We start from the raw sequence: 12,510 nt of genomic DNA on the forward strand, positions 1-12,510 counted from the left end.
ACTATAAATCAAGTTGATAGAGCAATCTGTTAACTTGTTTTTTTTTGCTCAATCACCATAAACAGAGATTAATTATCCTCAGTTCTGAATGAGAGATTTAACAACGCATTGAATTAATAGGCAAAGCATCATTCTGGATAGGCAAAGGCTAACAAAGCTGGTTAAAATGGGCTCAAGTTCTATTATGGATCCGAGCGCTTAATAGAGTAAAATCGCCCCCTCAGAGAAAAGGATGCTATGCATCCTTTTTTTATCGGCCCAGCTTGATTAAATTAGCGTAAAAGCACCGTTGGGCGCACAGTTTAAAAGGTATTGGTATGCAAGAGTTTGATGTAGTGATTATTGGTGCAGGCGCCGCAGGGCTAATGGCTGCGGCTACCGCAGGGTATCGTGGTCGCTCAGTAGCCGTGCTTGATATGGGCAAAAAGCCAGGCCGTAAAATCCTCATCAGTGGTGGTGGCCGTTGTAATTTTACCAACGAAAATGCCACCCCCGAAAACTACCTCTGCCAAAATCCACATTTTGTGAAATCGGCCTTAAGCCGTTATACCCAGCACGATTTTATTGAGCTAGTCGACCGCCATGGTTTGGCTTATCACCATAAAACCCTTGGTCAGCTATTTTGTGATAACAGCGCCCAAGATATTGTTGATATTTTAATGACCGAATGCGAATGGGCTGGTGTGCAAGTGATGCTGCGCAGTGAAGTGGTGAGTGTGAGTAAAACGGATGCGGGTTATCAAGTTATTACCTCAGATGGCAGCTATCAATGCCAATCGCTAGTGGTGGCATCGGGCGGGTTAACGATGCCAAAACTAGGCGCAAGTCCAATTGGCTATAAAATTGCGGAACAGTTTGGTTTAAACGTACTGCCAACGTGCGCTGCGCTCGTGCCTTTTACTTTGCATGACCATGATAAAGAACGCTTTGATGGTTTATCGGGAGTGAGTGTCGATTGCCTAGTGAGTAGTGAAGAAGGTACTCAATTTCGTGAAAATATCCTGTTTACCCATCGTGGTTTATCAGGCCCCGCAATTTTGCAAATATCATCATTTTGGCGAGCGGGGCAAGCCGTTACCATAAACCTATTGCCAGAACTAGATTTAGCCGTGCACATTCATACTTTACGTGAGCAGCAAGGCTTAAAATCACTCAAAAATACCTTGGGGTTATTATTACCAAAACGCTTAATCGACATCATGATCAAACATAACGACATTCCCGATAAAGCACTGAACCAACTGACCCACGGTGAAATTGACGCCCTTGCAGCCTATATTCACCAGTGGCAAATTAAACCAAATGGCACCGAAGGTTATCGCACTGCTGAAGTGACTTTAGGCGGAGTCGATACCGACGAACTTAGCTCTAAAACCTTCGAGGCCAAAAAAGCCCCCGGTTTATTTTTTATCGGTGAAGTTATCGATGTCACAGGCTGGCTTGGCGGCTACAACTTCCAATTCGCATGGAGCTCAGGTGTAGCATGTGGTGGTGCAGTATAATTATCTAAAGGTAATACAAGACCTAATGCAAAACTACATTAAATTTACTGGTAAGCAGCCAAGTACCGGTGCGTTAAAACGCCGAGGCTTGTTATAAGCTTTTTAGCGTAAGTATTTAAATTAAGCCTGCAATTGCAGGCTTTTTTAGCGCTGTTTGTACTGTGTTTTACAATGGCTGCGCATGATATCGGGTGAGCGCAATTTTAGGTGCTTGGTTTTGCGACCGCTGTGGCGCTCACGCCAGGTTTTAAACGATCCTTTGGCTATATTGCTGCGCATAAAGCGTACCAGCTCGGGTTCAGTTAAGCCGTAGAGTTGTTCAATCGCTTCAAATGGGGTGCGATCTTCCCAGGCCATTTCGATGATCCTTGAAGTATCGGCTTGGTTAAAGTGGGTCATATTATTATCAGTTGTTGAGATTTATGGCTGTAATACGATGAGTGTTTGCAGGTGCGATCAATTTAATGCGAATTTTAACGTTTTGGGCACAAAGATGAGAAGGTTATAGCGACCATTACATTTGCAATGGTCGCTACGATAGCGTAACTATTTTGCTTCTGACTTAGCATTTTTTACATATTTTTCAAGCCATTGCTCTTGTTCCCACAAAACATGAAGCAATGATTCACGTGCGCGATAACCATGTTGTTCATGCGGTAACATCACCAAGCGAGCATTGCCACCTAGGCCTTTCATTGCGGCAAACATGCGCTCAGACTGCATTGGAAAAGTACCTGAGTTGGGATCTTCTTTACCGTGGATCATCAACATTGGCTCATCAATTTTTTCAGCATGAAAAAAGGGTGACATATCGCCATACACTTGTTGCCCTTCCCAAAAACTACGTTCTTCACCTTGAAAACCAAATGGCGTTAACGTGCGATTATAAGCTCCGCTTCGTGCAATACCGGCTTTAAATAAATCAGAATGCGCTAATAAATTAGCCACCATAAATGCGCCGTATGAGTGGCCTGCAATCGCAATGCGCTCTGGGTCGGCAATGCCTTTATCAACCAATACTTTTACCGCAGCAGCTGCACTGTCGACTAACTGCTCTCGAAAGCTGTCGTTTGGAAGTTCACTGCCAGTGCCAATAATTGGCATTTTAGGGTCATCAAATACCGCAAAACCTTGTGCTAAATGCGGCATTGGACCCCAATAGCTGACATTCACAAATTCATACGGTGAGTCTGTGACTTGGCTGGCTACTTTTTTATCTTTAAATTCTTGCGGATAGGCCCACATTAATACCGGTAAACGGCCTTGGCTGGCATCGTAATTTGGCGGCAAATATAAAGTACCAGTAAGCTCTACGCCATCTTTACGGGTATAGCTAATTTGCTCTTTTTTAACGCCATTAAATTGTGGGGCAGGGTGTGGAAAAAAGGTAAATTGGTTAACGGTATTATTGGCTAAATCACGAATAAAAAAGTTAGGCTGTTCGTTGGTTGATTCGCGCAAGGTAAGCACTTTTGTTGCTTGGTTATTTAGCGTGACTAAAACGCGCTCGTAATACGGTGCTGCTGATTGCCACAAGCGTTGTTTTTCGCCCGTTGCAAAATCAAAGCTATCCATAAATGGAATATTACCTTGTGGTGACGCGCCAATGCCTGTTAGTAATACTTTACTGTTATCAACTACTTTAATCACATTTTGGTTGTATTGATTGCGCTCATACACAAAATTACCCGGATCGTTGTAATTATCATTATAAGAACGTTGTTCAAATAATACGGTTTTTTCGCTGGGATTGTCGGGTGTGAATTTCCACGAGCGCACTTGGCGATCGCTAAAGCGCCAATCACTAATAATGGCAAATTGGCCGTTACCCCATTGAATACCACTAAAGCGGCGCTCAATCTTCATCAGTAAATTTGGTTCGTTTTTAAATGGTGCAGTCCAAGTGTAAACAGAGTCATGAAAATCATGCTTTTGGCTCATATCGCCGCCATCAAGCGCTTGCGCCCATGCCAGTGTCGCTGGGTGGTCATCGCGCCATTCAATGCTGCGGCGCCCTTCACGTACCGAATCAAATCCTTTTGGCATGCTTTCGCCAGAAGGTAAATCGGCCACTGTAATCACAGTTTTACCTGCTTTATCCCAAATTTGGCTTAGCAGTGGAAAACGGCTAGCAGGCACTAAATACGAAAATGGCTTTTTATATTGCGACACTAATAAATACTGGCCATCGGGCGATGGACGGTACTGATTAATAATACCCGGCTGACCTAGTTTTTTTATTTTTCCTTTGAGGCTTATTTCGGCCAATTGGGAGATTGTTAAAAAGCTAAATACCGCTTCATCATGGGGTGACGTTAATAAATTTGAATAGGTACGAACCGCTGCTTTTTTACCATCAGAGGTTTGAATAATTGGCTCAATATTACTAGTTGTTTGTTTTGGTATATCGCTTGCGGGTGCCACAGTTAAACGCGTGTAAAAGCCCGATGAATCGTCTTTCCAGCGATATTTAGCCCCACCTAATGCGGCATTTATGGTGTTTTTGCTTACTTGATGTAATTTTTGGCTTTTTAAATCAAAGCGCCACAGTGTTAAGCCGTTATTGGTTTCAACAATAAACGCAATGTGCGCATTGTTAGGGGCAAATTGCACATCAAGAATTTTACCCTTAGGTAAATTCTTGACGGTAATGGTCGTGTCATTGGTTAGTGAGCGTAGCTCAATGCCGTTGTAGCCTGTAGCACGGCTGGTAGAAAAGATATTTGGATTAATACGCAGGCCAGCTAACTTTTCCTCTGGCTGGGCGAGTTCTTCAATGCTGGCGAGTCCTGGGCGATTTAATACAGCAACCCATTGTTTATTTGGCGAAATGCTAAAACCCGGACGCTGAGGCGCATCGACCAAATCCGCCATCATTTTATTTGGGGTTTGGTAGCCCGTATTGGCCAGCACCCATTGGCTAAGCAGTAATAAGCTGAGTAAAAATATTCGATACATTCAAGCAGTCCTTTTTAGGTAAATGAAGGCATCATTGATTAAAAAATCAAATTTATCAATAGACTAGTTTGATTATGTGATGGGTGGACTGAGTCTTGGCGTAAACGGGGTTTCGGGTTAAAGCACGCTATTATGCCACTGAAACATCAAGTTTAGGGCCTTTCGCCATCAGAGTTCGATGAGAATACGTGTAACTTTGGACTGATTTTTTTGTTTTTATACGCCAGATCGCCACTTTTTTTGGTTGTTAGTCGTGCTGTAAAATAAACACACTAAGTTTGGGGTGTTTTTCGTTAAATGCACTGATAAATAAGGCTCTTTAAGCGTGAATTAACAAGATTGTAGTATGCCGCTTTATGCTTAATTTTTCACAGTTTTTTTAGCGCATACTGGTACTGTGCTCTAAAGTTTATAGACATCGATAGAATTTTACTGTGCGTTCGTATAGCGGCTACCCTTGGAGAGGTGAAGAATGCTTAACTCGTTATTAGAAAAAGGTTCAATCAAATCAAAATTTAATGTAGTGGTATTACTGCCCTTTACCATCATTACTTTGATATTGGGCTACCTTATCTGGCAAAACGTCAAGGAATACCAACAGCAAAAAGCAGTGCAAGCGCGCTTAGTGCAAGTTAAAGTACTGGCATCGGTTGCACATAATTTTGCCGTGGAGCGTGGTTTGACAGCTGGTTTTTTAGCGCGCAAAGGTGCCAATGCAGAACCATTAATCAATCAGCATAAAAATGCAGATCAAGCAGCCCAAGCACTGATTGCCATTTTACCTGAGTTAAAAATCAGCGCCCACCAAGATGAAATAAAATTGTTAACAGAGCTTGAAATGGCTTTGGCGCAGCGAGATAGCTTACGCCAAGGCGTATTACAGCTGGTGCCGCCTTTTTTACCGTTTGATTACTACTCCAATATTAATACCAATGCACTGACGGTACTAGAGCAAGTTATGGTGTCGCTTAATGACCCCAAAGCAAGCCAAATATTTAATGCCTACCTATCACTTAGTTGGTTAAAAGAAAAGGCGGGTCAAGAACGAGGCGCGTTAAATGGTGTATTTACCACCAACGAATTACCGCTTGAAAAAGCAGTCACAATAGAAAGTTACCTTGCACAACAAGCTTATTTTCAGCAACGTTTAATCCACTTTAGTTCTGAAGCGTTTCATGATGTGTTTATCCGCTTACTACAAGAAGACACCATGAAAAATGTACAAAATATGCGAGCGGTATTTATTAAAATACTTGGGCTAAAACAAAGATACAATCAACTGCTTGAATTGCTCGATACTAAAAATAGTACAGGTATTGAGGTGTTTAAAGCACAGCTTGCTTCAAGCGCAGATAGTCTTGATACTGCTGAGTTAACTGTGTTGCAGCAGCTGATAAGCGCTATTGAGCAAGCGCAAACAACAGACGAGAAACAAACGGTGTTTGCCGATATTGTGCGTTATAAAGCGCAATTTAATCCGCTTGGTACTGTACAAGCAAGTGATTGGTTTGGTGCTGCGACTGAGCGGATTAGTTTGATAAATCGCTTGGCAATTGAAAAATCAGAGGAGTTAGCGGCTCTCGTTAATAGCAAAGCGCAGTATTTATTTTGGGTTTCTATCATTGAATTGCTCTTTGGCATTGTTTTGTTGGCTGTTTTATTCATTATCAGCCGCGCAATATCAAATAAAATGGTGCAAGATCTTGGCGTTATTAATAAATCAATCAGTGATGTGTCAAATCTGTTTAGTTTTAAAGCTCAAGCAACAGTGACTGGCCAAGATGAAATTGCTACCACTGCGACGATGTTTAACCGAATGTTGGTGAAGCTTGATGCTGCGATTAGTGAATCTGTACAAGTCTCTGATGCGATTGCAAGTGGTAATTTTACCAAACGTATTGAAGGGGATTTTGTGGGCGATTTAGCGCTGTTAAAACAAGGCATTAATCGTTCTGCACTCAGTGTTGCCTCGACGATGAGTTCGCTTGAAATTGTGGTTGATGGTTTGGCTGATGGCCGACTAGATGTAAGGCTGCCGCAAGAAGTAAAAGGACAGTTGCGGGAAAAAGTAAATTTTGCCATGTCGCAAACTGAACAAGCACTTGAGCAAATCGAGCGTTCGGTCAGTAGCATCAGCCAGGGGGATTTTAGTAAACAAATTAACGTGCCACTCAAAGGGACGCTACAAACGGTAAAACTCAGTATTAATAGTGCATTAGAAAATATTAATTCAACCGTAACGGCCATTGCAGATGCAATGAGCGCTGTTGAAAAAGGCGATTTTTCAGCACATGTTAGTGGTGACTATAAAGGTACTTTTGCACAGTTACAGCAGTCAATTAATCAGTCTGTTAAAGTGAATCAGCAGGCACTATCGGCCATTAAGCAAACCTTTACTCATTTAGCTAATGGTGAATTCAAAACAATGGAAGTGGCAAAGTTACAAGGTGATTTTGTTTTGTTAGGGAAGGAGATTAACCATACCATTTCACAATACCAACAAACCTTTGCTGAAATTTTAGCCGCATCAAACCAACTTGCAGAGGGGCAATTGTCGGTGCGTGTTTCTGAGCATTACCCCGGTGAGCTTGGTAAATTAAGTAAAGCATTGAATCGTTCGACGTATCAGTTAGACGAGGGGGTTGCCAATATTAACGCTGTGATGAAACACGCATCAGCGGGGGACTTTAGCCATCAAATTACTGCGCAATTAGGCGGTGATTTAGCCACACTAAAATCGAATATGAATAAAATGCTCAAAGATACCGAAGGGGCGGTCGGAGATATCGCGTCTGTGGTGCAAAAGTTATCACAAGGTCAATTAACTGACCCAATATCAGTACATTATGACGGGATGTTTGGTCAGCTTAAAGATGATACCAATTACACCATTGAAAAGTTAAAGCGTTTTATTGAGGGGGATTTGGCGTTTATTATAGAGGCTGCACAAGCGGGTAAATTAGATCAACGAATTGAACTAACAGGAAAAAAAGGTTTTTATCTGCAAATCAGTGAAGGGGTTAACTTAATTGTTGCACGCTGCGCAGATGTGATTGATGACTGCCAACATGTGATGGAGCGTTTAGCCAAAAGTGATTTAACACCTCGAATTGAGCGTGACTATCAAGGTAGTTTTAATGATTTAAAACGAAATACCAATGCCTCACTGGATCATCTTTGTAGTGTGGTTGATAAAATTAAGGCTGCTTCATTAGTTAATCTCACTGGTATTGATGAAATTAGCAAAGGTAATACCAGCTTAAGCCAGCGCACCGAAGAACAAGCAGCATCTCTTGAAGAAATTAACGCAACGATGTCAGAAATTACTGAAATGGTGTCTGGCAGTGCAGAACAAGCAAAACTGGTTGAATCGCGGATGCAAGCAACATGTGAAACAGCTGAACTGGGTGGCACTGTGGTGGAGCGTGCGATTGCAAGTATGACTGAAATAAATCAAGCCAGTAAGAGCATTGAAGATATTATTAGTGTGATTGATGAAATTGCATTTCAAACTAATTTGTTAGCTTTAAATGCTGCTGTAGAGTCTGCTAGGGCGGGTGATTCGGGTCGCGGATTTGCGGTGGTTGCAGCTGAAGTACGCAATTTAGCGCAGCGCAGCGCAAGTTCAGCGAAAAAAATTAGCCAGTTAATAGCAGAAACAGTGGCAAAAGTTGAACAAGGGTCGTTATTAGTTGAGGAGTCGGGCACGACACTGCGCCAGATCATTAGTTTGATCCGTCAAGCGGCTAATAGCGCTACACAAATTGCTACTGAGTCGGTTGACCAGCAGCAACGTGTTCAAGAAACCAAAGCGGCGATAGAGCAATTGGATAATGTGACACAAAGTAATTCATCGCTTGTGGAGCAAATTGCAAGTGCCAGTCAAAACCTCGCCTCACAATCACAAGATACTTTGTCTTTATTAGAGGCATTTAGGTTGGCAGGGCAAACACAAGGTAGGCACGGTACGCTGCTATTACCAGGCTAGTGGTATTATTACGAAGTGATGCTAGCTCGTTAGTTAAGTCTAGCGGCTAGGATTACTTTACTGGTATTAAAAACGGGGCTTTTATTTTATTTAACGTAATTGAACAGATTCTTTTGATATTTGCTGGCATTTATGACGTTAATTGATTTAGTTACAGGTATAATGTGTTATCTGATCGGGTCGAAACGACCTTCAATCCATTTATTGCCGCTAGGAACATCATGAAAAAGACTTTTGTATTGTCTCATCCAAAAATTAAATTAGAGCGTTTGGTTGATTCATTTAAATTTGAAGCAAAAAAATACATTAAGCGCGAGCGCAATAAAAAATTGCCTGAAGGTGCTGACTTTTGGGATTTTGATTGCCGTTTTGGCCAAACAGAAGAAGTGGCTGAAGAAATCCGTTTATCTGCAATCAGCAAATGTATTGATGAGATTGTGAGCCAAAATCACACTTCGTTTTATTTAGAAATATTAGCCAAGCCAGGGTTTAAAAACACTGACTTTGGTGATGATGAATAATCTAAACTGATTATTCTTATTACAAAAAAGCCACTGATAGTTATATCAGTGGCTTTTTTGCTTTTGAAGGAAAATCAACCAATAAATATTTCTAATTCATCGGTATTTGCGCAGAGTGATGAAAGCTGAGAGGGATGAAATCCTTTTCCTGCTAGAGCGCTTTTTAACATCGCTTTGTTGTACGCACCTATTTTATCGTCATTTAAATACTCATCGACGTCCATCCAGCAGGCATCGGCAATCTCACTCGTCTGCATCACAATATCGTTATTTAAGGGTGTTAAACGACAAACGATGTACATGTTAGATGTATTAAATTGGCCTTTGTGATAATGACGAAAGCCCAATACAGACTCAAATGTGGTGCGGATCCCCGTTTCTTCGAATACTTCACGAATCGCACCTTGAGCTATGTGTTCTTTGGGGTCGAGCATGCCACCTGGAAATTTCCAGTTATGAGGGTGGCTAATTATATGGTCGCGCTCTCGTATGGTAAGAAGTTGATTTTTATCGTTTATGACTAAACCGCCAACCCCAATTGTATGATGAGCAAAATTAGGGATCAGGGCGTTTTCTTCTAGGCGTTTGGTCAAAGTGATATGGTTTGTCGTGCAGTGGTGGTTGGTAAAACCAGCTTTGTAGGCTTCGGGTAATAAATGGGCGTCATTATTAAAAATGGTCAGCCAAATTACCTTGCAGCCATTTTGTTGCCAGTAATCTTGTGATTGACTCAGCTGGTTGGCAAACATGGTGGCATCGCTGGGTAGATCGCGCCCAGAAATTTCAATTCCTCCATACTGATTTAGTTTGGCAATAAGATGCGACATAACGCTTTTTTACCTATTTGGCCTATTTAATTGCAGCAAACGTTACATTTGTTTAATTCAAATGGCTAGTGGAACTTAATGGGTTGTGGTTTTAGAGTTTTATAGTTTGTACACATTGATGACCTAAGTATTGTTCAATAGATTTTTTGAAACGATCAAAAAGAGTGTGTTATGGGCGGCATAAGCGAGCGATTTCGCTAGCTGTTTTACCATAATATGCAGCGATTAAACCCAAGCGCTGAACATGTTCGTTAATCGGCAAAGCTTGCTGCTGTAAGTTTTTGAACACTTGAGTCAGTGTGCTGTTTATATTGTCTGGTTGAATGGCTTGAAGTGTTTGCTCGGCTTCCATTAATCCGAATAACGCACTTAACTCATGGGCTGCTAGAGCGTCAAATTGACTGTTAACCCTCAAGTACACTTCAATGGGTGTGAGGTTTTTACAATCTCTGGCAATTAAAGCGTGGCTTAGGGCTTCGTTTGATTCAAATAACAACATTGAACGCAAATAATTAAAAGGAGGTTTTTGGCTGGCAAATAAATAATGCAGTACATTACGCTGTAAATAATTACGCTGGGTAAAGTGAGCATTAAGTTGTAATGCAGGGGTGAAAAAACTGAGCGCATCACTTGTGTTGATTTGCATAATTAAAGCTTCGGGTAAACCCGCACCTTCGATAAATTTAGTCGCAATTTGCTGATAAAACTCAAATACACTCAAAGATTTTTGACTTTGTTGATAAACAAAAGCCAGCATGTCGATTTTATCTTGCTCATTCGATTTTAGATAATGCGTGAGTAACGCTTTAAATTCTTTATTGGTTAATAACTGAATTAAGGTTTGGATATGAGGCTTCATTTTTAGCCCTTGTAATGCGTGACACTGCCATTTTTTGCTCAATTACATAGCTTTCAGCGTGTTTTATCAAGCTGTTTAGTTCACCTGTTTTGGTTAAGTGGCGAATATGCTGATCAATAATGGGAACCAGTCTGGCATCTTTTTTATGAATATAATGATAAAGCGGTAGTGCTACTAATGGATTTTTCATTGGTTTGATGTTGTTAAACCCTGCGCTTTTAATGATGATTTCGCCATCAAATGTATTGGTTAAGCCAATGTCTATTTTGTTTTGCTCTAATAACTCAAACATCAATTTAGTGCTATTAAAGTCATAAACCCCGGTTAAATTTTGGGTGATATTATTGGTGTGTTTGACACCTCGTACTCTACCAATGCGGTATTTTTTTAATTCAGCCTGTTGATTAATTTCGATATCACTATTGGCGCGTACAAAAGGCATTGTTTCTAAATAATAATACGGGGTCGGCACTCGTATTACATCGGGGTTTTCATCGCCGTAGCTCCAAATACGCATGATTTCACCATCGAGTGTGCCGTTGTTTGCTTTATATTGGGCGCGATTTGCCGGTAAAGGAGTGATAGCTATGCTGAGGTCGAGTTGCTGATAAATTTGTGTTAAAACAATTTTACCAACCTCTTGTTCTATTAAATATTCAATAGAAGCAAAGTGATAATGAGACTTAGCCTGAGCGGTAGCAGCCGTTGAGTAAAGCAGAGGTAGCATGGTAGAGAGTATTAAAATTAACTTCAATTTAATCCACATACATCAATCATATATCACATCATTATAGGTATAATTTTAAAGCAGTCGCTAGCATTATTAGCTTTATTTTATGGCTATTTTAATTGTACTTTATATTTTGTGCATAATGGGGGGATGTTAATTTATTTGCTTTATAAAGTGACTAGTAAAAATCATTATATGGGCAAAAAACAAGCGATTTTAAAAAAGTACTGACTGTAATGCTTACTGAAAAATACCCTAAAGCTACCGTAAAAGTTGTTTCGCTTTATATCGGTGAGCTTGTAAATAATAACTGTGTTCAGGCCAGACAAAATCAGATAACTTTCCACAGTCAGAATATTTACAAGGTTGTGTAATACGCCTTTTTACAAAATGCTACAGGGTAAGTGTAAGATACTTTATTTCAACACAATTAGGGCTGAATGATGTCATTGTTTTAGTTGGGGTAATAGTGTGTATAAGCAATGCGCAGCCACGTTATAAGGGCGACATTTGCGACAACCGTGATCCAAAACAAGCGTAAAAAAGCTGTTTTGGCTGATTTGTGCCGCAGCACAGCCTGCGCCATCGCAGCGCCAGGCCACCCACCAAGCAATGAGAGTATATGCAACGAGCGCTCTGAAATACGCCAATACCCTCTTTTTGCTTTAACTTTATCAAACCCATAAATAAAAAAGGTCATCAAGCTCATCGCTATATAGTAATAGCTCACCGCGCTAGCTTGCCAATCGAAATCGAAATAAACAGCTAAAAAACAAATCGCCAAAACACTAAAGCCTAAATAAAAGCGCATACTAGGCTTATTGTTTTTATGAGTTATTTTTGAGCGAACAGCTGCTTGGTGTTTTGTAATAATTCCCAATGACTTTTGCCCATCAATCTATACAAGCAAACAGCGTGTATTGTTATAAGAAGAACCTAAAGCCCTTTTTTGTTAATCAAGGGCTTTATGGCGAGGTAAAGCAGATTTATTTTTTATTCGATATTTTGGATCTGAATGTTGGTTATCTATTTAAACTTTTTATTTATTAGTTAGTTAGCTTGTTATTCTCGGTGGTTCATCTGTTTTGGTAACCACTTTAGTAACCAGTTGTTTGCTAAAGTGAA

The 12,510-nt window shown here is 40.6% G+C and carries 9 protein-coding genes; 3 read left to right on the top strand and 6 right to left on the bottom strand.

Features of this window, described 5'->3' with window-relative positions:
• Window positions 1-317: 317 nt before the first annotated feature.
• The gene (locus AC3KZC_RS02350) at window positions 318-1,502 is read left to right on the top strand and encodes a BaiN/RdsA family NAD(P)/FAD-dependent oxidoreductase (protein WP_490580021.1); all 1,185 of its coding nucleotides are present in this window, start codon (window positions 318-320) and stop codon (window positions 1,500-1,502) included.
• A gap of 144 nt (window positions 1,503-1,646) precedes the next feature.
• Here the strand turns inward: AC3KZC_RS02350 and AC3KZC_RS02355 are convergent, their stop codons facing one another.
• A complete protein-coding gene (locus tag AC3KZC_RS02355) occupies window positions 1,647-1,901 on the bottom strand; it encodes a TIGR03643 family protein (protein ID WP_305972805.1) in 255 nt (84 codons plus the stop codon).
• Window positions 1,902-2,048: 147 nt separating this feature from the next.
• A complete protein-coding gene (locus tag AC3KZC_RS02360; protein ID WP_490580022.1) occupies window positions 2,049-4,460 on the bottom strand; it encodes an alpha/beta hydrolase family protein in 2,412 nt (803 codons plus the stop codon).
• A 472-nt stretch (window positions 4,461-4,932) separates the two neighbouring features.
• Here AC3KZC_RS02360 and AC3KZC_RS02365 point away from each other — a divergent pair, with 472 nt between their 5' ends.
• On the top strand, window positions 4,933-8,448 hold the full coding sequence (locus AC3KZC_RS02365; protein ID WP_490580023.1) for a methyl-accepting chemotaxis protein: 3,516 nt from the start codon (window positions 4,933-4,935) through the stop codon (window positions 8,446-8,448).
• 221 nt (window positions 8,449-8,669) lie between these two features.
• Window positions 8,670-8,969: a DUF6172 family protein gene (locus tag AC3KZC_RS02370; protein ID WP_490580024.1), complete on the top strand. Its 300-nt coding sequence runs from the start codon at window positions 8,670-8,672 to the stop codon at window positions 8,967-8,969.
• A 74-nt stretch (window positions 8,970-9,043) separates the two neighbouring features.
• Here the strand turns inward: AC3KZC_RS02370 and AC3KZC_RS02375 are convergent, their stop codons facing one another.
• From AC3KZC_RS02375 to AC3KZC_RS02390, 4 genes are all read right to left on the bottom strand, one after another.
• Window positions 9,044-9,796, bottom strand: a complete 753-nt coding sequence (locus tag AC3KZC_RS02375) for an NUDIX domain-containing protein (protein WP_490580025.1) — start codon at window positions 9,794-9,796, stop codon at window positions 9,044-9,046.
• Window positions 9,797-9,965: 169 nt separating this feature from the next.
• Window positions 9,966-10,655 carry a hypothetical protein gene (locus AC3KZC_RS02380; RefSeq protein ID WP_490580026.1) on the bottom strand — a complete coding sequence of 230 codons (690 nt, stop codon included), beginning with the start codon at window positions 10,653-10,655 and terminating at the stop codon, window positions 9,966-9,968.
• A complete protein-coding gene (locus AC3KZC_RS02385; protein ID WP_490580027.1) occupies window positions 10,612-11,409 on the bottom strand; it encodes a substrate-binding periplasmic protein in 798 nt (265 codons plus the stop codon). Before AC3KZC_RS02385 ends, AC3KZC_RS02380 begins: the two co-directional genes overlap by 44 nt.
• A gap of 430 nt (window positions 11,410-11,839) precedes the next feature.
• On the bottom strand, window positions 11,840-12,196 hold the full coding sequence (locus AC3KZC_RS02390; protein WP_490580028.1) for a DUF1294 domain-containing protein: 357 nt from the start codon (window positions 12,194-12,196) through the stop codon (window positions 11,840-11,842).
• Window positions 12,197-12,510: the final 314 nt, after the last annotated feature.

It is taken from the genome of Pseudoalteromonas sp. J2K-J031, from assembly GCF_058197095.2.

What these genes read in the sequence shown, in the direction of transcription:
- AC3KZC_RS02350 (WP_490580021.1), top strand. Translation starts at nt 318, where the DNA reads ATGCAAGAGTTTGATGTAGTGATTATTGGTGCAGGCGCCGCAGGGCTA.
- AC3KZC_RS02355 (WP_305972805.1), bottom strand. Translation starts at nt 1,901, where the DNA reads ATGACCCACTTTAACCAAGCCGATACTTCAAGGATCATCGAAATGGCC.
- AC3KZC_RS02360 (WP_490580022.1), bottom strand. Translation starts at nt 4,460, where the DNA reads ATGTATCGAATATTTTTACTCAGCTTATTACTGCTTAGCCAATGGGTG.
- AC3KZC_RS02365 (WP_490580023.1), top strand. Translation starts at nt 4,933, where the DNA reads ATGCTTAACTCGTTATTAGAAAAAGGTTCAATCAAATCAAAATTTAAT.
- AC3KZC_RS02370 (WP_490580024.1), top strand. Translation starts at nt 8,670, where the DNA reads ATGAAAAAGACTTTTGTATTGTCTCATCCAAAAATTAAATTAGAGCGT.
- AC3KZC_RS02375 (WP_490580025.1), bottom strand. Translation starts at nt 9,796, where the DNA reads ATGTCGCATCTTATTGCCAAACTAAATCAGTATGGAGGAATTGAAATT.
- AC3KZC_RS02380 (WP_490580026.1), bottom strand. Translation starts at nt 10,655, where the DNA reads ATGAAGCCTCATATCCAAACCTTAATTCAGTTATTAACCAATAAAGAA.
- AC3KZC_RS02390 (WP_490580028.1), bottom strand. Translation starts at nt 12,196, where the DNA reads ATGCGCTTTTATTTAGGCTTTAGTGTTTTGGCGATTTGTTTTTTAGCT.